The sequence below is a fragment of the Streptomyces niveiscabiei genome (assembly GCF_033794345.1).
In the GTDB taxonomy this organism is placed as follows: domain Bacteria; phylum Actinomycetota; class Actinomycetes; order Streptomycetales; family Streptomycetaceae; genus Streptomyces; species Streptomyces niveiscabiei.
Map to the genome: position 1 here is coordinate 304011 of NZ_JARAYJ010000003.1, position 19551 is coordinate 323561.

At 72.8% G+C, this 19551-nt stretch carries 19 protein-coding genes and 1 pseudogene; 13 read left to right on the top strand and 7 right to left on the bottom strand.

The features are described from left to right. Nucleotides 1–56 precede the first annotated feature (56 nt). From PV682_RS05715 to PV682_RS05730, 4 genes and pseudogenes are all read left to right on the top strand, one after another. Nucleotides 57–455, top strand: a complete 399-nt coding sequence (locus PV682_RS05715; protein WP_319724649.1) for a 6-pyruvoyl trahydropterin synthase family protein — start codon at nucleotides 57–59, stop codon at nucleotides 453–455. Then, nucleotides 452–1666, top strand: coding sequence for a glycosyltransferase family 4 protein (locus PV682_RS05720; protein ID WP_319724651.1), 1215 nt, complete (start codon nucleotides 452–454; stop codon nucleotides 1664–1666). Before PV682_RS05715 ends, PV682_RS05720 begins: the two co-directional genes overlap by 4 nt. Further along, on the top strand, nucleotides 1663–2574 hold the full coding sequence (locus PV682_RS05725) for a methyltransferase domain-containing protein (protein WP_319724652.1): 912 nt from the start codon (nucleotides 1663–1665) through the stop codon (nucleotides 2572–2574). Before PV682_RS05720 ends, PV682_RS05725 begins: the two co-directional genes overlap by 4 nt. Nucleotides 2575–2687: 113 nt before the next feature. Then, nucleotides 2688–3440: pseudogene (locus PV682_RS05730) on the top strand (lysylphosphatidylglycerol synthase transmembrane domain-containing protein); the annotation flags it as partial. 146 nt (nucleotides 3441–3586) lie between these two features. Here the strand turns inward: PV682_RS05730 and PV682_RS05735 are convergent. Beyond that, the gene (locus PV682_RS05735; protein ID WP_319724653.1) at nucleotides 3587–4363 is read right to left on the bottom strand and encodes a creatininase family protein; all 777 of its coding nucleotides are present in this window, start codon (nucleotides 4361–4363) and stop codon (nucleotides 3587–3589) included. Nucleotides 4364–4411: 48 nt separating this feature from the next. Between PV682_RS05735 and ribA the strand changes: the two genes are divergently transcribed. The 4 genes from ribA (at nucleotide 4412) to PV682_RS05755 (ending at nucleotide 8547) form a co-directional block, all read left to right on the top strand. Then, nucleotides 4412–5071: a GTP cyclohydrolase II gene (ribA, locus tag PV682_RS05740; protein WP_319724654.1), complete on the top strand. Its 660-nt coding sequence runs from the start codon at nucleotides 4412–4414 to the stop codon at nucleotides 5069–5071. 81 nt (nucleotides 5072–5152) lie between these two features. Continuing rightward, nucleotides 5153–6298, top strand: coding sequence for an NAD(P)/FAD-dependent oxidoreductase (locus PV682_RS05745; protein WP_319724655.1), 1146 nt, complete (start codon nucleotides 5153–5155; stop codon nucleotides 6296–6298). Beyond that, the gene (locus tag PV682_RS05750; RefSeq protein WP_319724656.1) at nucleotides 6295–7344 is read left to right on the top strand and encodes a saccharopine dehydrogenase; all 1050 of its coding nucleotides are present in this window, start codon (nucleotides 6295–6297) and stop codon (nucleotides 7342–7344) included. The genes PV682_RS05745 and PV682_RS05750 overlap by 4 nt, the downstream gene beginning before the upstream one ends. Before the next feature lie 90 nt (nucleotides 7345–7434). After that, nucleotides 7435–8547, top strand: a complete 1113-nt coding sequence (locus PV682_RS05755; RefSeq protein ID WP_407705612.1) for a saccharopine dehydrogenase C-terminal domain-containing protein — start codon at nucleotides 7435–7437, stop codon at nucleotides 8545–8547. Here PV682_RS05755 and PV682_RS05760 read toward each other — a convergent pair. Next, nucleotides 8544–9776: a serine hydrolase domain-containing protein gene (locus tag PV682_RS05760; protein WP_319724658.1), complete on the bottom strand. Its 1233-nt coding sequence runs from the start codon at nucleotides 9774–9776 to the stop codon at nucleotides 8544–8546. The two genes, PV682_RS05755 and PV682_RS05760, sit on opposite strands and share 4 nt — an antisense overlap. A gap of 313 nt (nucleotides 9777–10089) precedes the next feature. Between PV682_RS05760 and PV682_RS05765 the strand changes: the two genes are divergently transcribed. Then, nucleotides 10090–10239 (top strand): hypothetical protein, encoded by a 150-nt coding sequence (locus PV682_RS05765; RefSeq protein ID WP_319724659.1) that lies wholly within the window; start codon nucleotides 10090–10092, stop codon nucleotides 10237–10239. Nucleotides 10240–10319: 80 nt separating this feature from the next. On the opposite strand, the gene PV682_RS05770 is transcribed toward PV682_RS05765, so the two are convergent. Beyond that, entirely contained in the window at nucleotides 10320–11198 is an 879-nt protein-coding gene (locus PV682_RS05770) for a shikimate dehydrogenase (RefSeq protein WP_319724661.1), read from the bottom strand. Nucleotides 11199–11330: 132 nt separating this feature from the next. Here PV682_RS05770 and PV682_RS05775 point away from each other — a divergent pair, with 132 nt between their 5' ends. After that, the gene (locus PV682_RS05775) at nucleotides 11331–11996 is read left to right on the top strand and encodes a TetR/AcrR family transcriptional regulator (RefSeq protein WP_319724663.1); all 666 of its coding nucleotides are present in this window, start codon (nucleotides 11331–11333) and stop codon (nucleotides 11994–11996) included. Nucleotides 11997–12215: 219 nt separating this feature from the next. Beyond that, nucleotides 12216–13565 carry an MFS transporter gene (locus PV682_RS05780; protein WP_319724665.1) on the top strand — a complete coding sequence of 450 codons (1350 nt, stop codon included), beginning with the start codon at nucleotides 12216–12218 and terminating at the stop codon, nucleotides 13563–13565. Between the two features lie 45 nt (nucleotides 13566–13610). Here PV682_RS05780 and PV682_RS05785 read toward each other — a convergent pair whose 3' ends face one another. Then, nucleotides 13611–14057 carry a PPOX class F420-dependent oxidoreductase gene (locus PV682_RS05785; protein ID WP_319724667.1) on the bottom strand — a complete coding sequence of 149 codons (447 nt, stop codon included), beginning with the start codon at nucleotides 14055–14057 and terminating at the stop codon, nucleotides 13611–13613. An 85-nt stretch (nucleotides 14058–14142) separates the two neighbouring features. On the opposite strand from PV682_RS05785, the gene PV682_RS05790 reads away from it, so the two are divergent. Both PV682_RS05790 and PV682_RS05795 read left to right on the top strand, forming a co-directional pair. Beyond that, entirely contained in the window at nucleotides 14143–14715 is a 573-nt protein-coding gene (locus PV682_RS05790) for a TetR/AcrR family transcriptional regulator (protein WP_319724669.1), read from the top strand. A 44-nt stretch (nucleotides 14716–14759) separates the two neighbouring features. Beyond that, complete coding sequence (locus PV682_RS05795) at nucleotides 14760–16046, top strand: MFS transporter (RefSeq protein ID WP_407705613.1); 1287 nt, start codon at nucleotides 14760–14762, stop codon at nucleotides 16044–16046. On the opposite strand, the gene PV682_RS05800 is transcribed toward PV682_RS05795, so the two are convergent. From PV682_RS05800 to gnd, 3 genes are all read right to left on the bottom strand, one after another. Continuing rightward, on the bottom strand, nucleotides 16021–17481 hold the full coding sequence (locus tag PV682_RS05800; RefSeq protein ID WP_319724672.1) for a membrane-associated oxidoreductase: 1461 nt from the start codon (nucleotides 17479–17481) through the stop codon (nucleotides 16021–16023). The two genes, PV682_RS05795 and PV682_RS05800, sit on opposite strands and share 26 nt — an antisense overlap. Nucleotides 17482–18079: 598 nt before the next feature. Next, complete coding sequence (locus tag PV682_RS05805) at nucleotides 18080–18667, bottom strand: histidine phosphatase family protein (protein WP_319724673.1); 588 nt, start codon at nucleotides 18665–18667, stop codon at nucleotides 18080–18082. 8 nt (nucleotides 18668–18675) lie between these two features. Then, on the bottom strand, nucleotides 18676–19551 hold the full coding sequence (gene gnd / locus PV682_RS05810) for a phosphogluconate dehydrogenase (NAD(+)-dependent, decarboxylating) (protein WP_319724675.1): 876 nt from the start codon (nucleotides 19549–19551) through the stop codon (nucleotides 18676–18678).

Genomic DNA, 19551 nt, shown 5'->3' on the forward strand with positions numbered 1-19551 from the left:
TCCCCCGGCGCGTACCGTCCGGGGGACCAGACGCGCCGCACCTGGAGGGTCGTCCGTTGTTCAGTGTCACCGTCCGCGATCACATCATGATCGCCCACAGCTTCCGCGGCGAGGTCTTCGGACCCGCGCAGCGCCTGCACGGAGCGACGTTCCTCGTGGACGCCACCTTCCGCCGCGAGCAGCTGGACGACGACAACATCGTCGTCGACATGGGACTCGCGAGCCAGGAACTGGGCGCCGTGGTCGCGGAACTGAACTACCGGAATCTGGACAACGAGCCGGATTTCGCGGGGGTCAACACATCCACCGAGTACCTGGCGAAGGTCATCGCCGACCGGCTCGCCGAGCGGATCCAGAAAGGGGCGCTCGGGGAGGGCGCGCGGGGCATCTCCGCGCTCTCCGTCACGCTGCACGAGTCGCACATCGCCTGGGCGAGTTACGAGCGTGCCCTGTGACCGACGTGACGATGGAGCGGACGCCGGTCCGGCTCGACAAGCCGGCGCTGACCTACGTGCCGAAGCAGCAGCCGGTGCAGCCGGTCGCCAGGAAGAACGGTGACCTGATCCCGATGTCCCTGCGGACCGTGCACTTCGTCCTGCCCGGCGGGGTCGACGACCCGAGCCGCCCCAGCGGCGGCAACGCCTACGACCGCCGCGTCTGCCTCGACCTGCCCGGCTTCGGCTGGCAGGTCCGCAAGCACCTCGCGGACGGCGCGTGGCCGCGCCCCGCCGCCGAGGACCGCGACGCGCTCGCGCGCAGCCTGCGCGACCTGCCCGACGGGTCGGTCGTCCTGCTCGACGGGATCGTGGCCTGCGGGGTCCCCGAGGTCGTCGTCCCCGAGGCCGAGCGGCTGCGGCTCGCCGTCCTCGTGCACCTGCCCCTCGGCGACGAGACGGGCCTCGCGCCCGAGGTCGCCGCCGAACTCGACGCCCGCGAACGGGCCGTGCTGCGCGCGGTGCCCGCCGTGATCGCCACCAGCGACTGGGCCGTCCGCCGCCTCGTCTCGCACCACGGCCTCGCCCCCGAGAAGGTGCACGTCGCCGCGCCCGGCGCCGACATCGCGCCGCTCGCCTCCGGCACGGACGGCGTCTCGCACCTGGTGTGCGTCGCCGCCGTCACCCCCCGCAAGGGCCAGCACCGGCTCGTCGAGGCCCTCGCCACCGTCACCGACCTGCCCTGGAGCTGCGACCTCGTCGGCGGCGTCGACCAGGACCCCGAGTACGTCGCCCACCTGCGCGAACTCATCGCCCGGCACGGCCTCGACGACCGGCTCCACCTGGTCGGCGCGAAGTCCGGCGCCGCCCTCGACGCCGCCTACGCCCGCGCCGACCTGATGGTCCTCACCTCGTACGCCGAGACGTACGGCATGGCCGTCACCGAGGCGCTCGCGCGCGGCATCCCCGTCCTCGCCACCGACGTCGGCGGCGTCCCCGAGGCCGTCGGCCGCGCCCCCGACGGCGGCGTCCCCGGCATCCTCGTCCCGCCGGAGAATCCGGCCGCGCTCGCCGCCGAACTGCGCGGCTGGTTCGGGGAGGCGGACGTGCGCCGCCGCCTCAAGTCCGCCGCCCGCGGCCGGCGCGCCGCGCTCGGCGGCTGGGCGTCCACCGCCAAGAGCCTCGCCGGCGTCCTCGGCCGGCTTCCCCGCGAGTCCTGGAGGGCCGCATGAGCAGCGCGGACGTCATCCCCGGCGCCGGGCCCGTCGCCGAACGCGCCACCGTACGGCTGCGCGAGTCCGGCCCCGACGACCCGCCCCGGTACGCCCCCGAGTGGCTCCAGCTCCGCGAACCCGCCGACGCGGGCGCGCGTGCGCTCGACCTCCTCGACCCGCTGCGGATCCGGCTCGCGAACCTCCCCCGGGGGAAGGCCGGGGTCGTCGTGCACGACCTCGGGTGCGGGACCGGGTCCATGGGGCGCTGGCTGGCGCCCCGGCTCGACGGGGCCCAGCACTGGGTCCTCCACGACCGGGACCCCTACCTGCTGCACTTCGCGGCCGTCGCCTCGCCCCGGGCCGCCGCCGACGGGAGCCGGGTGACCGTCGAGACGCGGCGCGGTGACGTGGCCCGGCTGACGCCGGACGCGCTCAGCGGGGCGTCCCTCGTCACCGCCTCCGCCCTCCTCGACGTGCTGACCCGCGAGGAGATCGGCGCGCTCGTCGACGCGTGCGTGGGCGCCGGATGCCCCGCGCTGCTCACGCTGTCCGTCGCCGGGAAGGTCGAGTTCACCGACCCCGACCCGCTGGACGCGGAACTCCAGGACGCCTTCAACGACCACCAGCGGCGCGACGGACTCCTCGGGCCCGACGCGGTGAACGTGGCCGCCGAGGCGTTCGGCGAGCGGGGCGCGACCGTCAAACTGCATCCCAGCGCCTGGCGACTCGGGCCCGCCGAGGCCGCGCTCACCGCCCAGTGGCTGCGGGGCTGGGTGGGGGCCGCCGTCGAGGAGCGGCCCGGACTCGCCGCTCGCGCGGAGGCGTATCTGGAGGCGCGGCTCGCGGCTGCCGCCGCCGGGGAGCTGACGGTGGCCGTCCACCACACGGACCTGCTGGCGCTGGCCCGGCCGGTGGGGAGCGCCTGATGAGTGAGGGTCCGGAGGGCGTCGGGGCGAGTGGGCGTCCCTTGCTGCGGGCCCTGCGGACCCACTTCGGGACGCTCGCCGGGGTCGTCATCATCGGGGTGCTGCTCTGGCGCATGGGCACCGGCGTCTTCCTCGACGGGCTGCGGCGGATCGACGCCGGGTCGCTGGTGCTCGCGCTGGCCATCGGCGGGGTGACCACCTTCTTCAGCGCGTGGCGCTGGGCGCTGGTCGCGCGGGGGCTGACGATCCGGCTGCCGCTCGGGGCCGCGTTCGGCGACTACTACCGGGCACTGTTCCTCAACGCCGCGCTGCCCGGCGGGATCCTCGGCGACGTCCACCGGGCCGTGCGGCACGGGCAGAGCGAGGGCGACGTGGGGCGGGGTGTGCGGGCCGTGTTCTGGGAGCGCGCCGCCGGACAGATCGCGCTCGCCGTCGTCGGGCTCGGCGTGCTGCTCGCCGTGCCGTCACCGGTCGCGGGGGAGGTGCGGCACGTGGTCCCCCTGGCCGCGCTCGCCGGAGTGGGAGCGCTCGCCGTCGCCCTCGCCGTCCGCATGAACCGGACGCCGTCCGCGCGGCCGTCCCGGCGAGCGAAGGCCGTACGGGGGCTGCTCGGCGAGGGACGCGAGGCGCTGCTGTCCCGCCGCAACGTGCCCGGGGTCGCGCTGTCCTCGGTGATCGTCCTCGCCGGGCACATCGGGACGTTCGTCATCGCGGCGCGGGTCGCGGGCGCGTCCACCTCCGTCGTGCGGCTGCTGCCGCTCGCCGTGCTGGCGCTGCTCGCGATGGGCGTGCCGCTCAACGTCGGTGGGTGGGGGCCCCGGGAAGGGGTCACGGCGTGGGCGTTCGGGGCGGCGGGGCTGGGGGCCGACATGGGGTTCTCGGTGTCGGTGGTGTACGGGGTGCTGTGCTTCGTGGCCGCGCTGCCGGGGGCCGGGGTGCTGGTGGCGCGGTGGTGGACGGGGATGCGCGCCACCCCCGTACCGGACATCGTCATCCCCGCCCAGGTGTCGTCCTACTCCTCCGAAATCCGCGAACTCAGCAGCGAGAAATACGCTCCGAAGGAATCCGCGAAGCTCGCCAGAAGCCGTTCGCCCTTTTCCGCGGAGCCCAGCGAAGGCCGGCCGATGACACCCGAATCGGTATAGGCGGACATTCCCGAGGTGAGGAGATGACGGCGGTCGTCGGCGGTGAAATCGGCGGACTCGTAGCCGGGCCTGACGACTTCCGGGTGCGCGTGCAGAAGGATGGACGTCTCGATTTCACCGGCGTGCATGTCGGTGAGGAGGGAGGTTTCGACCCCCGCCGCGACGCGGGCCTCCTCCCAGTCCTCCGGGGCCGGGAAGAGCGCGAGGTGCTCGCCGCGCGCGGACGCCTCCTGGACGACGTTGCCGAGGACATAGTTCCCGCCGTGCGCGTTGACCACGACCAGGCCCTCGACCCCGGAACGCCGCAGCGAGGCCGCGATGTCACGGACCACGGCGTGCAGGGTCACGGCGGAGATGCTGACGGTGCCCGGCCAGTCCGCGTGCTCGTGCGAGCAGGCGATGGTCACGGGCGGAAGGAGGTGCACGGGATGCCTGGCCGCGATCTCGCGCGCGATGGCGCAGGCGACGAGCGTGTCGGTGGCCAGCGGGAGGTAGGAGCCGTGCTGCTCGTAGCTGCCGACGGGAAGGACCGCGATCCTCGTTGAGACAGCAGCCCCTCGCGTCCGTACGTCATCGGTGGTGTCCGTCGGCAGTGCCGAGGCCACCGTCCCACGCCCCGCCGCCCGTATCTCCGGACCACTCATCGCTTTCCCGCCCTTTCGACTCCCCATCGGACTCTTAGGAACCAGATCATGACAGAAAAAATCGGTGTACTCGGCAAGAAGACCCCGCAGCGCACGGGCGTGGAACGCGTGGTGAATGCCCCTCTTCCTACCGTCTACGGCAAATTCCAGGCCGTCGGTTACATGGACCACGACCGCGGTGACGAACAAGTCGCCCTGGTCTACGGCGAGATCGGCACCGAGGACGTCCTCACCCGGCTGCACTCGGAATGCCTCACTGGTGACGCGTTCGGCTCGCAGCACTGCGAGTGCGGCGACCAACTCGACTCCGCCCTGCGCGCGGTGGTCGCCGAGGGCAGCGGGGTCGTCGTCTACCTGCGCGGCCACGAGGGCCGCGGCATAGGCCTGTTGGGCAAGCTGCGCGCGATGGCGCTCCAGGCGGAGGGCCTGGACACCGTCGAGGCGAACGTCGCCCTCGGCTTCCCCGTCGACGCCCGCGACTACGGCGTGGCCGCCGAGATCCTGCGCGACCTGGGCGTGAAGTCGGTGCGCCTGATGTCCAACAACCCGCGCAAGCGCGAGGCGTTGACGGACAACGGCATCGAGGTCGCCGAGGAGGTGCCGCTGCTGATCCCGCCGTGCGAGAACAACATCACCTACCTGCGCACCAAGCGCGAACGCCTCGACCACCACCTGCCGCACCTGGACGCCGTGGCCCACTGGTCCTGAACTCCCGCTGTCAGGACGGCAGTCGCAACTCCCCGGCCTCGGCAGACGGGCCGGGGCCGCCGCCCGCAAGGAGCCGTACGCTTGAACACGCATGCCTCGGTCGTCGTCATCGGCGGCGGGGTGATCGGCACCAGCGTCGCCTGTCACCTCGCCGCCGCCGGGGTCCGCGACGTGGTGCTCGTCGAACGCGACGAACTCGCCGCCGGGTCGACCTCGAAGGCCGCCGGAGGGGTCCGCGCCCAGTTCTCCGACGAGGTCAACATCCTGCTCGGCGCCCGGAGTCTGGAGGCGTTCGCCCGGTTCGGCGAGGACACCGGCCAGGACATCGGCCTGCACCGCACGGGCTACCTCTTCCTCCTCACCACCCCCGAGGAGGTCGCCTCCTTCGAGGCGGGCATCGCGCTCCAGAACTCCCTCGGCGTCCCGAGCCGCCTCATCGACCCGGCCGAGGCGCGGCGCCTGAACCCGCTGATCACGACCGACGGCCTGCTCGCCGCCGCGTACTCGCCCGAGGACGGGCACTGCACGCCCGAGTCCGTCGTCCACGGCTACGCGGCCGTCGCCCGCCACCACGGCGTACGCATCCTCCAGCGCACCGAGGTCACCGGCATCGAGGTGCGCGGGACCGCGATCACCGCCGTGCACACCGGCATCGGCCGGATCAGCACGAACACCGTGGTCTGCGCGGCGGGCGCGTGGTCGAAGGCGATCGGGGCGATGGTCGGGGTGGATCTGCCCGTTCAGCCGCTGAGACGCCAAGTCGCGGTCACGGAAGCCTTTCCGGGGCTGCCGCCCGGCCTGCCGATGACGATCGACTTCACCACCACCTTCTACTTCCACCCCGAGGGCCCCGGCCTCCTCGTCGGCATGTCCGACCCGGACGAACGCCCCGGCTTCGCGACCGACGCCCACGACCGGTGGATCCCGCGCCTGGCCGCCGCGATGGAACACCGGGCGCCCGCCCTGCTCGACCTGCGCCGCACGGGCGGCTGGGCGGGCCTGTACGAGGTCACCCCGGACCACAACGCGCTGATCGGCGAGGCGAGTTCGGTCTCCCGGTTCCTGTACGCCACCGGCTTCTCCGGCCACGGCTTCCTCCAGGGGCCCGCCGTCGGCGAGGTGATGCGCGACCTGGTCCTCGGCCGCGTACCCTTCGTGGACGTCACCCCCCTGAGCGCCGGCCGCTTCGCCGCCGACGCCCCGCGCCCGGAGGCCAACCGCGTATGACCGCCGTCCACTTGTGGCTCCGCCACGAACCCCGCGCCACCGAACGCCGCACCCCGGTCGTCCCCGCCGACGCCCGCCGCCTGACCGGGGCCGGTATCACCCTGACGGTCGAGGACTCGCCCCAACGGGTCTTCCCCACCGAGGAGTACGAGGCCGCCGGCGCCCGAGTCGCGCCCGCCGGCTCGTGGGTGTCCGCGCCGGGCGACGCGGTGATCCTCGGCCTGAAGGAACTCCCGGACGAACCTGCCGAGTTGACTCACCGGCATATCTTCTTCGGCCACGCCTACAAGCAACAGCCCGGAGCCCGCGCCCTGTTGACGCGGTTCGCCCGAGGCGGCGGCGCCCTCCTCGACCTGGAGTACCTCACGGACGACACCGGCCGACGGCTTGCCGCGTTCGGCTACTGGGCGGGTTACCTCGGTGCCGCCCTCGCCGTCCTCCACCACCGGGGGCGCCTCGCGGGCGAGTTGACGCCGACGGACGAGAAGTCGCTGCGGGAGCAGCTGAGTTCCGTACCCGGTGACGCGGACATCGCGGCTGTGGTCATCGGCGCGCTGGGCCGCAGCGGGCGGGGTGCGCGGGACGCCCTCGCGGCGGCGGGCGTGTCACCGACCACGTGGGACCTCGCGGAGACCCAGAACCTGGACCGCGAAGCCCTGTTGGGGCACGAGCTCCTCGTCAACTGCGTCCTCGCCACGACCCCCGTACCCCCGTTCGTCCGCCCCCAGGACCTCGACGACCCCGCCCGCCGGCTCCGCACGGTCGCCGACGTCACCTGCGACGTCGGCTCGCCCCTCAACGTCCTGCCGGTCTACGACCGCACGACCGAATGGGCCGACCCCGTACGCCGGTTGCGCGACGAGCCGCCGTTCGACCTGATCGCGATCGACAACCTGCCCTCGCTGCTGCCGCTGGAGGCGAGCACCGACTTCTCGGCCAGTCTGCTGCCGCACCTGCTCGGCTTCCGTACGGATGACGGGCCCTGGGCGCGCTGCCTGGCGCGTTTCGCGTCGGCGTCGAGTGAACCCGGCATCAAACAGGGCTAGTCGGGAAGGGTCACAGTCCCGGGAGTGACGTCGAGGCAAGGGGAGGCAACGGTGTCGCAGCACATACCCGCGAGCGGTACGGTCCACTGGATGGGCGCCGGCCTCTCCACGGGCAGCGGACTGACCGCGCTCACCGCGCAGGCGGACCGCGTCCGCCTGTGGCACCGCACCGCCGGCCGCGCGGCCGAGGCCCTCGACCGCCTCGGCATCGCCGACCGCGCCGAGCCGCGCGCCTACACCCTCGACGCCCTCGCCGCCGAACTCGCCCCGGGTGACGTGGTGGTATCGATGCTTCCGGCCTCCGACCACCCCGGGCTCCTCGCGGCTTGCCTCGCCGCACGCGCCCACTTCGCCTGCTCCAGCTACGTCTCCGACGAACTCGCCGCGCAGGCCGGGGCGGCGCGCGCGGCGGGCCTCACGGTCCTCGCCGAGGCGGGGCTCGACCCCGGCATCGACCACCTCTTCGCCCACAGCCTCGTCTCGCGGGCCCGCGCGGAGATCGGCGCGGAGAACAGGGCGACCTACTCCCTCACCTCCTGGTGCGGGGGCCTGCCCGCCGTCCCCAACGCCTTCCGCTACCGCTTCAGCTGGGCGCCCCTCGGCGTCCTGAGCGCCCTGCGCTCACCCGCCCGCCACATCGAGGCCGGCGCCGAGCGGGTGACCCCCCTGCCCTGGGAGGCGACCCGCGAACTCACCCTCGGCGGCGAGACGTTCGAGGCGTACCCCAACCGCGACAGCGTCCCCTTCGTCGCCCAGTACGACCTGCCGTCCGGCTGGCTCGCCGACACGTTCGTGCGCGGCACCCTCCGCCTCCAGGGCTGGCGGAATGCCTGGGAGTCCGTCTTCGCCGAGCTGAAGAAGGGCGACGACGTACGGATCGCCGAACTGGCGGGCGAACTGGCCCGCACCTACCCCACGACCCGCGCGGACCGCGACCGCGTCGTCCTCGGCGTCTCCCTGTCCGTCCGCAGCCCCAACGGCCGCACCTGGTCCGGCAGTTACCTCCTCGACCGGGTCGGCACCGCCGAGGAGTCCGCGATGGCCCACACGGTCTCCCGCCCCCTCGCCCTCGGCGTCCGCCGCATCCTCGACTCCTCCCTCCCACCGGGCCTGAGCCGCGCCGCCGAGACGGCGGTGCGGTCGGAGGAGTGGCTGAACGAACTCGCGGAGGAGGGGCTGGAGTTCACGATGCGGGTCGGTTAGCGCGCGAGCGCCTCGTGCACGAACCGCTTGATCTCCGGGTACAGCGCGTGCGACGAGCGCGGCCGGACCTGCGTCATGAACTGCACCGTCACATCGTGTTCCGGGTCGACCCAGAACGTCGTGGTCGCGACGCCGCTCCAGCCGTAAGTCCCCTTGCCCGCCGGGGCCTTGGTGCGGTCGGGGTCGATGACCACCGAGACGCCGAGGCCGAACCCCAGGCCGTCCTTGCTGGGTTCGTCGTGGGACGGGCGGCTGCCGTACGTGCGCATGTCGACGCCGCCGGGGAGATGGTTGCGGGTCATCAGGTCGACGGTTCCCGGCGACAGCAGCCGTACGCCGTCCAACTCGCCGCGCCCGCGCAGGAACTCGGCGAACCGGTGGACGTCGTGCGCGCCCGCCACCATGCCACCGGCGCCGGACAGGAACCGGGGCCGCCCGCCCCGCAGCGGCAGCCCGGCGACCGGTCTGATCCCCCCGTCCTCCGTCTCCCCGTACAGCTCCGACAACCGCTCGGCCTGCACGTCACTCACACAGAACCCGGCGTCGGGCATGCCGAGCGGACCGAACACCCGCTCCGCGAGGAACGCGTCCAGCGACTGGCCGGACACCACCTCGACGACCCGCGCGAGGACGTTGGTGGCCACCGAGTAGTTCCACTCGGTGCCGGGTTCGAACTGGAGCGGCAGCGAGGCGTACACGTCGACCGTGCCCGCGAGGTCCGTGCCGGGGGCCACCGAGGAGTCGAGGCCCGCCTCGCGGTAGAGGGCGTCCACGGGGTGCGTGCCGTAGAACGCGAACGTCAGCCCGGCGGTGTGGGTGAGGAGATGGCGGACCAGTATCGGGCCGTCCGCGGGGCGCGTCACCATCTCCCGCCCGCTGCCGCCGACGTACACGCGGGGCTCGGCGAACGACGGAATGTGCCGGGCCACCGGGTCGTCGAGCCCCAGCCTGCCCTCCTCGACCAGGAGCAGCGCCGCCACCGACGTCACCGGCTTGGTCATCGAGTACAGCCGCCAGAGCGTGTCCGGCTCGACCGGGAGTCCGGCGGCGACGTCGCGGTGCCCGTGCGTCGTGAGGTGGGCGACCCGGCCGCCGCGCGCCACGGAGACGAGGTAGCCGGGGAGGCGCCCCTTGGCCACCTCGTGCGCGATGTACCGGTCCATCCGGTCCAGCACCTTCGGATCCAGCCCGACCTCGCTCGGGTCGACCTCTTGCCGCAGCAGCGCCATCGTTCTCCTCCGGGGACGACTGTCGAGACGTACCGGCCGGCCTGCTCCGGAGCACCTCACTCCTCATCGTTCCGCAGGCGACGCCAGAGGGAACCCCTTTCGTGTGTGTGCCGGGTGTGGGGTGCGTCGCTTCTGATAAGGGTGGGGGAGAGAAGCGGGGCGGGTATGTCGTGTATGGGGTGTGATGTGTCAAGTCGCCATCGGCGCCTGTCAGCCCCGGCAGGATGACCATGCCGGGGCTGTGTGGGGTGTCGCCTCAGCGGGGCAGTACGTAGGCCCTGGCGAACCATGTTCCGATCTGTGCGCGGTGCACATGGCCTGCTACCCCTCGGTCACCTGGAGCGCCTGGAGAGTCCGGGTGGTCGCCGTGAACCGTGAGCGGTGGCTGACGGTCGCGTGCCTCACGGTGCTGGCCGTGTCGGGCGGGTCTCTGGTCTGGAGCATCGCGCACGGCGGCGGGTGATCCCCGCCCCCTGAAACGGCCGTCCGGGTCGACGCTGAGCCACCCTCGGTGCACCAGCCCGTCCGCAACCGGACCTGAGGTCAACCACTCACCCCGGCCACCCCCGCCAGTTCCCCGATGTCCGCCAGCATCCGCCCGCTGTCCGGCTCCCGCCCCGTGAACAGCCGGAACGCGTCGGCGGCCTGGAACACGGCCATCCCGCCCCCGTCGAGGGTCGCGCACCCCAACGCCCGGGCGACGCGCAGCAGTTCCGTCTCCAGGGGGCGGTACACCACCTCGGCGACCCACAACTCGGCGCGCAACAGCGAGGCGGGCAGCGGCAGTCCGGGATGCGCGGCCATCCCCGTGGGCGTCGCGTGGACCAGCCCGTCGGCGTCGGTGAGGAGCGCGGGCAGCGCGTCCGGGGTCGCGTACGCCGCGCGGCCCGCGCCGAAGTGGCCGTTCAGGGTGGAGGCCAGAGCGGCGGCGCGCTCGGGCACCGCGTCCACGACCGTCACCGTCCCCGCGCCCAGCGTCAGCGCGGCATGCGCGACGGCCGCACCCGCGCCGCCCGCGCCCAGTTGGACGACCCGCTCCAGGGGCACGTCCGGCAGGCCCCGGGCGAAGGACGCGGCGAACCCGGTGACGTCCGTGTTGTGGCCCACCGCCCGCCCGTCCTCCTCGAAGACGACCGTGTTGACCGCGCCCAGCGCCTCGGCCTGCGGCGACAGGGCGTCCAGGTGGTCCAGTACGACCTGCTTGCAGGGATGTGTGATGTTCAGCCCGTCGAACCCGAGGTCCCGCGCCGCGCGCACCAGCTCCCCCACCGCCTCGGGACCCGCCCCGAGCGCGTCGAGGTCGATCAGCCGGTACAGGTACCGCAGGCCCTGCCGGTCCGCCTCGCGCTCGTGCAGCGCGGGGCTGAGGGACGGGCCGATCCCGGAGCCGATCAGTCCGACGAGATACGAGTCCTTGGCCACGCGGACCTCCTGAGCGGTCACCGTAATGTACGAACCAGTACGTTAGCTATATCAGCCGGACGCCTCCGCCGGGAACCCCCGCCCCCCTGCCTTCTAGAATCTGCGCACTGTCCGCACTCCCGAAGGACTCCGATGACCAGCGTCGACGAACCAGCACGCCCCGGCGGACGGATCCGCGACGCGGCCCGCACCCGGGCGGAGATCCTCGACGTGGCCACCCAGGAGTTCGCGCGGGCGGGCTACGACGGCGCCCGCGTCGACGAGATCGCGGCCCGCACCCGCACCACGAAGCGGATGATCTACTACTACTTCGGCGGCAAGGAACAGCTGTTCACGGCGGTTCTGGAGCGCGCGTACGGCGTGATCCGCGAGGCCGAACAGCGCCTGGACGTCGACCACCTGGACCCGGTCGCGGCGATCCGCCGGCTCGCGGAGGTGACGTTCGACCACCACGAGGCGCACCCCGACTTCATCCGCCTGGTGACGATCGAGAACATCCACGGCGCCGAGCACATCGCGGCGTCCGAGAAGCTCGGCCGGATGGGCTCCCCGGCGCTCGACGTGATCCGCCGCATCCTCGCCGCCGGGCAGCGCTCGGGCCTGTTCACGGCGGACGTCGACGCCGTCGACCTGCACGCGATGATCAGCTCGTTCTGCTTCTTCCGGGTCGCCAACCGGCACACGTTCGGCGCCCTGTTCGGCCGCGACCTGGTCGACCCCGGGCGGCGCGAGCAGTACCGGGTGATGCTCGGCGACATGGTGATCGCGTACCTGACGGCGGAACGCGCGGCGGACTGAGCCCCGTACCCGGCTCCCCGCGACGACTGTCGGCGCGACCTCTTGACACCCGGGAAACCTGGGCGCAACATCCCTTCCCACCGAGACTAACTATCCAGTGGGTTAATTAAGCGCCCCACCAGCGCGCCCCGTCGAGCCCGCCCCACCCGGCCCGCGCCCTGCCCCGCCCCTTCCCACCGCTCGCCCCACGCCGTCGTGGAGCCCCCCGAAGGAGCCGCCGTGTCCGTCTCCACCCCTTCCCCCGCCCCGCCGGGCCAGCCGAGGAAGGCCGCCGCCGCGGCCTGGATCGGCAGCGCCCTGGAGTACTACGACTTCTTCATCTACGGCAGCGCCGCCGCGCTGATCTTCCCGGACGTGTTCTTCGACGAGTCCGACCCGGCGACGGCGACCCTGCTCTCGCTGGCGACGTTCGGCGTCGCCTACGCCGCGCGGCCGGTCGGCGCGCTGTTCCTCGGGCACTTCGGGGACCGGGCGGGCCGCAAGAAGATCATGGTCTTCACGCTGATGCTGATGGGCCTGTCGACGTTCCTGATCGGCTGCCTGCCCACGCGTGAACAGGTCGGTACCCTCGCGCCGGTCCTGCTCGTGCTGTGCCGGGTCCTCCAGGGCATCTCGGCGGCGGGCGAGCAGGCCAGCGCGGGGTCGATGACGCTGGAGCACGCGCCCTCGCACCGCCGGGGCTTCTTCACGAGCTTCACCCTGAGCGGCACCCAGGGCGGCCAGCTCATCGCCACCCTCGTGTTCATCCCGGTCGCGGCGCTCCCCGAGGACCAGTTGCTGTCCTGGGGCTGGCGCGTCCCGTTCTGGCTGAGCGTCGCCGTCGCCGTGGTCGGCTACGTCATCCGCCGCAAGCTCGACGAGACCCCGGCGTTCGAGCGGCAGGCCGCGACCGAGGGCGTCGTCAAGATGCCGCTGGTCGTCCTCCTGCGCGAGCACTGGGCGGACGTCCTGCGGGTGATCGCGGGCGCCCTGGTCGCCTCCGTCAGCACGATCTTCACGGTCTGGGCCCTGTCGTACGCGACCAGCGACGCGGTCGGCATGAGCCGTACGTCGATGCTGTGGGTCGGCGCGCTCGCCAACCTCGTCGCCCTCGCGGCGATCCCCCTGTGGGCCACCCTCTCCGACCGGATCGGCCGGCGCCCGGTGTTCCTGGCCGGCGCGGCGGGCAGCGCGGTCATGATGTTCCTGTACCTGTGGGCGATCTCGACCGGCTCGTACCCCCTGGTCATGCTGCTCGGCATCCTCACCTTCGGCGTCGTCTACAGCGCCGCGAACGGTGTCTGGCCGTCCTTCTACGGCGAGATGTTCACGACCCGCGTCCGCCTCTCGGGCATGGCGATCGGCACCCAGATCGGCTTCGCCATCGCCGGTTTCGCGGTCACGTTCGCGGCCGAGATCGCGGGCCCGGACGGCGACGACTGGTCGTCGGTCGCCGTCTTCACCGCGGCCCTGTGCCTCCCGCCGGTCCTCGCGGCCCTCACCGCCCGCGAGACGGCGAAGACCCCGACCGAAGAACTGGGCCTCCGCGCCCCGGGAGAACGACCTCGACGCGAATCGATCTCAGCCTGACCCGAAGTCCCCGGCCGTTCCGGGGACTTCGCCGTGTATACCGGTTCAGCCGGCCTTCTTCGCCGGAATCCCGTACGCCCGCTCCACCCGCAGCCGGACCACGAGCCGCCGGTCCCGGACCATCGCGGCACGGTAGTCGTCCCAGTCGGGGTGCTCCCCCTGGACCGCGCGGTAGAGGCGGATCAGCTCCTCGACCGTGTCGTCGGCGGGATCCTCGGCGACGGGGGTCAGATCGGCGGTGCCTTCCACCACCGTGTAGGCCCAGCGGTCGGCGCTGGTCACGTGGTAGCTGGTGCGGGGGTCGCGCAGGAGGTTGCGGGTCTTGGCACGGTCGGCGGTGACGGAGATCCGCACCACGCGCTCGTCGGGGTCGTAGTGATGGGTGACGTTCGAGAGCTGGGGCCGGCCGTCGCGCTTGAGCGTGACGAGCACACCGCCCCGGGTGTCGGAGAGCAGGGCGAGGAGGGCGTCGTCCGGTGTGTCCTGAGTCATGTCCGTGGTCAACCGCGGTCTGTGAGGGGCGCATTCCCGCAGGGGCGAGTAGACACTGTCTACGACTGGCTGGTAGACAGTGTCTATGTCCGCCGAACAGCCCTCACCCGACCTCCGCGCCCGTCTCGTCGACACCGGCGTGGAACTCCTGGCCCGCGAGGGCGTCCAAGCGCTCACCCTGCGCGAGATCGCCCGCCGGGCCGGCGTCTCGCACGGCGCGCCCCGGCGCTACTTCCCCACCCACTTGGAGCTGCTCTCCGCGATCGCCCGCCGGGGGTTCACCGAACTCGCCGCGCGAGCCGAGGAGGCGACCGGGGTTCCGGCGGACCGCTCGCGCGTCGAGCAACTCGCCCGGATCTACCTGGAGTTCGCCCTCGACAACCCTGGCATGTACGAACTGATGTTCCGTCACGACCTGCTGGAGAGCGGCCACTTGGGCCTCCGGGACACCAGCCTCCCGCTGTTCTCCGTGCTGGTGGAGTCGGTGGGCCGGGTACGCCCCGACGCCGACCCCGCAGCCGTCGCCGCCGCCCTCTGGGCCAACCTGCACGGCATGGCCCAGCTGTGGACCTGGGGCAGCCTCCAACTCGCCACCGGCACCGAGGACTTCGGCCCGCTGCTGCGGACCGTGCTGGACGCGCACCTGGGGGCGGCGTGAGGACGAGCCGCTCCCTGACCCTCGCCGCGAGCGTCGCCGGCGCCATGGTCGTCGCCCTCGACGGCACCTGCCTGACCGTCGCCCAGCCCACCCTGCGAAGGGAGTTGGGGGCGAGCCTCGACCAGGCGCAGTGGACGAGCACCGGCTATCTCGTCGCCGTCGCCGGCCTGCTCGTGTTCGCCGGACGCCTCGGTGACCGCTACGGACACCGCCATACGTTCGCGGCCGGCATGCTCGGCTTCGGCGCCGCGTCCGCAGGGCTCGTCGTCGCCCCGAGCATCGCCTGGGTCATCGGACTCCGCGTCGCACAAGGCGTGTTCGGCGCCCTGCTCCAGCCGGCCGGCCTCGGCATGCTGCGCGCCGCGTACCCGCCGGACCGCCTGCGCACCCCGCTCGCCATACGCACCGCCGCCATCGGCGTGGCCGCCGCGACGGGCCCGGTGGTGGGCGGGGCGCTGGCGACGGCATACGGCTGGCGCGCGGTGTTCGTCCTCACGCTCGCCCCGACTCTGGTGTTCGGCCTGCTCGCGCTGGTGGACCGGGACACCGACGCCCCGCGCCCGTCCACGCCCCTCGACCTGCCCGGCGCCCTGCTCCTGGCGGTCGCCCTGGCATCGCTGGTCCACGCGCTGGTCGCCCTTACCCCAGGAACCGCAGCCCTCGGCATCGCCGCCGCGCTCGCCTTCGTCCTGCACGAACGCCGGACCCCAACTCCCTTGCTTCCGCCGGACGTTGTGCGCTCACCTGTCGTCGCCGGTGGACTCGCGGTCCTCATAACAGCATCAGCCTCGCTCAACGGGGGCCTGTTCGCGTGCGTCTACCTCCTCCAGGGAGACCTCGGCCTGACGCCCCTTCACAGTGCGCTGCTCAGCCTGCCGTTGGCGGTGACGCTGATCGGTTCGGCACCTGCGTGCGCGGTGTTGCTGAAGAGGGCGGGCAGCCGTCGTACGACCGCCGGGGCCCTGGCGTTGCTCGCGGCCGGGCTGCTGGTGCTGGCGGGGGCCTCGGCGCAGGCCGTGTTCTGTGTCGGGTTCGCTCTGGTAGGTGCCGGGTTCGGGGCGGTGATGGTGGCGGGGACGCATGCCGTCGTGAAGGAAGCGCCAGTGGCGTTCGCGGGGGTGGCGGGCGGGTTGCAGCAGACGGCGATGAACGTGGGGCCGGTGCTGGGGGTGGCGGTGGCGACGGTGTTGATGGGGTCGGCGCGGGTACCGCTGGTGATGCTTGCGGGGGTGACGGTGCTTACGGTGCCGGTGTGCCGGATGCTTCCGGGGGTGACCGGAGCGGTGAACAGTGAGCCCACTGCGGTCACTGCCGGCTCACCGTCCGCGTGATGCCCGTGACCACCGTCGTCGCCAGGATCCAGCCCGTCACGATCAGGACGTACGACAGGGTCTGGTAGACGCCCGTCGGCTTGAACGCGCCCTCCTGGCCGAAGGAGATGACCGGGAGGAGCAGGTCCAGGGTGTAGAAGACGGGGTTGAAGTCCGGGGACTCGGCGGGCTTCAGCGGGGCCGGGTGGTGGAGGGCGAACGTGATCGAGCCGATCGCCAGGAGGGAGAGAAGCCAGCCGCCCGCGCGCAGGGGGCGGAAGCCGTAGCCGACCGTCGTGTCCTGGACGTGGCCCCAGAGGCGGCCGTACCAGGGGAGGGTGCGGCGGTGGCGGCGCTGTTTGGCGAGCTGGACCAGGCGGGCCGAGGTGTCGTCGCCGGTTCTGCGGTAGGCGGCGGTCAGCTGCTCGTACGCGTGCGGGTCGAACGGCGTGAACGAGTCGTCGCGGTCCAGCATCGGCAGCCGGGACTCCGCCGGGGCGTGCGGGGTCAGGAACGTGTACGTCAGGTCCAACAGGCGGACCTGGTCCGGGAGTTTCTCCGGGGACAGGTTCAACTGGCCTATCTCCGTGGCCCGGAGGTTCAGCATCCCCTCGATCGGGGCGCCCCTGCGCAGCCACAACTCGCCGATCACGCAACTGCTCGCGCGCAGCGCCGTCCCGCCGGGGTTCGACAGCGTGCAGTCGAGGAGGTCGATCCGGCCCGGTACGCGGGCGCCGCGCAGGTCGATCCGGCCCTGTGCGCGCAGGCGGCGGGCGACGATGTTGGCGCCCACCTCCATCGTCTCGGCCTGGACGACGTTCGCGCCCGGGTGGGCGAGGTCCGCGCCCTCCAGGTCGACCGAGCCGGTGACCCGGGCGCCGTCCAGGCGGATCATGCCCCGCGCCTTCAGGCCCCTCGCGCACAGGTCGTCGTCCACGGAGAGCTGGTTGAGGCCCAGCGCCGGCAACCCGCTGTCGTCGCCGGTGACTTCGGCGTGGTCCAGGAAGAGCGCGCCCGCGATCTGGGTGCCGCCCAGGCGGACCGGGCCGGAGATACGGCACCGGGTCAGACGCAGGCTGCCGTCGATCCGGGCGCGGGCCGCGGCCAGGCCGGGGAGGGCGCTGTCCCGGAGGTTCAGGTACTGCAACTGGGCGCCCGCGAAACGCGGAGTCCGGTCGAGGCGGCAGTAGTTGAGGCGGATCACCTGCTCGACGGTCGCGTACCGCAGGTCCAACTCCCCGGTGATCCGCGCCCCCATGAGCTTCAGTGCGGGCACCTCGCCGGGTTCGGCGGGGCCGTTGAGCAGCAGCGCGCGCAACACCCTGGCACGCACGGACCGTTCGGGCCCCCAGACCCCGTCCTCACCCTCGCCCTCGTCACGGAAGTCCACGGTCGCCCCCGTGACGAAGGCCCGCCAGACGCGTCGCTCGGCCGGTGTCAGCTCGTTGATCTCCATCGATCGCGACTCTGACGGGCCTGGTGGCGGGGTGTCAACGGGGGGTGGATCACACGGGGGTGGTGTGGGCCGGGGTGGTCAGGCGCCGGGGTGCCGCGCCCTGTGAGGGTGGGTCGCCGGAGGTGGTGTGGGCTGTGGTGGGGGTGGAGGGACGTCGGGGGTGGTGCGGGCTGGGGGCGGAGGGACGTCGGGGGTGTCGCGCCGGGGCCGACGCCGGGGCGCCGCGAGCCGCGACGACGGGTTGCCGGGGGTGCTGCGGGTGGCAAGGGCGGGTTACCGGGGGCGGCTGCGGGTCGCGAGGGGGCGAACTACCGGGGTGGCAGCCGCCGGGGTTCGGCGCCATCACCGCGCGCCGCCTCCGCCAGCCGCACCCGCCCGCTGAACGCCGACCGTGCTCACCCCGGCCGCGCGCCGTACCCCGCCCGCCGAATGCCAACCCCGCTCACCCGGCCGCGTGCCGCACCCTGCCTGCTGCACTCGGCCGCGCGCGTCGTGCCCCGCGTGCCGAACGCCGACCGTGCTCACCCCGGCCGCGCGTCGTACCCCGCCCGCCGAATGCCAACCCCGCTCACCCGGCCGCGCCCGCCGCACCACCCCCTCAAGCCCGCGTGTTCCACTCCGCGATCGCCGGCCACCCGTGCTCCACCGACAACCGGCTCACCGTCCCCGTCGCCAACTGGAACAACCGTCCCTCGGAGGCGGGCAGCCCCAGTCGTCGGGCTGTCAGGACGCGCAGGAAGTGGGCGTGGGCGACCAGGATCACGTCACCCTCCTCCAGGGCGGGGACGACGCGTGACAGGACCCGGTCCGCGCGGGAACCGATCTCCTCCGGCGACTCCCCGGGGTGCCCCTCGGGACCGGGCGGGACCCCGTCGGTCCACAGGTACCAGTCGGGGCGGGTCTTGTGGATGTCGATGGTGGTGATGCCCTCGTAGCCGCCGTAGTCCCACTCGTGCAGGTCGGGTTCGGTGGACGCGCCGGTGATTCCGGCGAGTTCGGCGGTGCGGACGGCGCGGGCCAGCGGGCTGGTCAGCGCGAGGGCGAAGGTGCGGCCGGAGAGGAGCGGGGCGAGCGACTTGGCCTGCTGCTCACCCTGGTCGGTGAGGGGCAGGTCGGTCCAGCTGGTGTGCCGGCCCGACGCGCTCCACTCCGTCTCTCCATGGCGGACCAGGAACAAGTCCCCCATGGCCGGACCTACTTGCTCTCGACGGCGTGCCCGCCGAACTGGTTGCGCAGCGCCGAGATCATCTTCATCTGCGGCGAGTCGTCCTGCCGGGACGAGAACCGCGCGAAGAGGGACGCCGTGATCGCCGGGAGCGGTACGGCGTGGTCGATGGCGGCCTCGACCGTCCACCGCCCCTCGCCGGAGTCCTCGGCGTACCCGCGCAGCTTGTCGAGGTGCTCGTCCTCGTCGAGGGCGTTGACCGCGAGGTCGAGCAGCCAGGACCGGATGACGGTCCCTTCCTGCCAGGACCGGAAGACCTCGCGCACGTCGGTGACGGAGTCGACCTTCTCCAGCAGCTCCCAGCCCTCCGCGTACGCCTGCATCATGGCGTACTCGATGCCGTTGTGGACCATCTTGGAGAAGTGCCCGGCGCCGACCTTGCCGGCGTGGACGTACCCGTACGGCCCCTCGGGCTTGAGGGCGTCGAAGACCGGCTGCACCTTCGCGATGTGCTCGGCGTCGCCGCCGACCATCAGGGCGTAACCGTTCTGGAGACCCCACACGCCGCCGGAGACGCCCGCGTCGACGAAGCCGATGCCCTTGGCGCCCAGCTCCTCCGCGTGCTTCTCGTCCTCGGTCCAGCGGGAGTTGCCGCCGTCGACGACCGTGTCACCGGCCTCCAGGAGGTCGCTCAGCTCGTCCACGACGGACTGCGTGGGGCCGCCGGCCGGGACCATCACCCAGACCACGCGCGGCGCTTCGAGCTTCTCCACCAGCTCCGACAGGCTTGCCACATCGGAGAGTTCGGGGTTGCGGTCGTACCCGACGACGGTGTGGCCCGCGCGGCGGATGCGCTCGCGCATGTTGCCGCCCATCTTGCCGAGACCGATCAGTCCGAGCTGCAT

Coding starts and splice junctions, on each gene's coding strand:
- ribA (WP_319724654.1), top strand. CDS start 4,412: ATGACAGAAAAAATCGGTGTACTCGGCAAGAAGACCCCGCAGCGCACG.
- PV682_RS05735 (WP_319724653.1), bottom strand. CDS start 4,363: ATGAGTGGTCCGGAGATACGGGCGGCGGGGCGTGGGACGGTGGCCTCG.
- PV682_RS05800 (WP_319724672.1), bottom strand. CDS start 17,481: ATGGAGATCAACGAGCTGACACCGGCCGAGCGACGCGTCTGGCGGGCC.
- gnd (WP_319724675.1), bottom strand. CDS start 19,551: ATGCAGCTCGGACTGATCGGTCTCGGCAAGATGGGCGGCAACATGCGC.
- PV682_RS05750 (WP_319724656.1), top strand. CDS start 6,295: ATGACCGCCGTCCACTTGTGGCTCCGCCACGAACCCCGCGCCACCGAA.
- PV682_RS05795 (WP_407705613.1), top strand. CDS start 14,760: ATGGTCGTCGCCCTCGACGGCACCTGCCTGACCGTCGCCCAGCCCACC.
- PV682_RS05765 (WP_319724659.1), top strand. CDS start 10,090: ATGGCCTGCTACCCCTCGGTCACCTGGAGCGCCTGGAGAGTCCGGGTG.
- PV682_RS05755 (WP_407705612.1), top strand. CDS start 7,435: ATGGGCGCCGGCCTCTCCACGGGCAGCGGACTGACCGCGCTCACCGCG.
- PV682_RS05725 (WP_319724652.1), top strand. CDS start 1,663: ATGAGCAGCGCGGACGTCATCCCCGGCGCCGGGCCCGTCGCCGAACGC.
- PV682_RS05775 (WP_319724663.1), top strand. CDS start 11,331: ATGACCAGCGTCGACGAACCAGCACGCCCCGGCGGACGGATCCGCGAC.
- PV682_RS05785 (WP_319724667.1), bottom strand. CDS start 14,057: ATGACTCAGGACACACCGGACGACGCCCTCCTCGCCCTGCTCTCCGAC.
- PV682_RS05805 (WP_319724673.1), bottom strand. CDS start 18,667: ATGGGGGACTTGTTCCTGGTCCGCCATGGAGAGACGGAGTGGAGCGCG.
- PV682_RS05790 (WP_319724669.1), top strand. CDS start 14,143: ATGTCCGCCGAACAGCCCTCACCCGACCTCCGCGCCCGTCTCGTCGAC.
- PV682_RS05760 (WP_319724658.1), bottom strand. CDS start 9,776: ATGGCGCTGCTGCGGCAAGAGGTCGACCCGAGCGAGGTCGGGCTGGAT.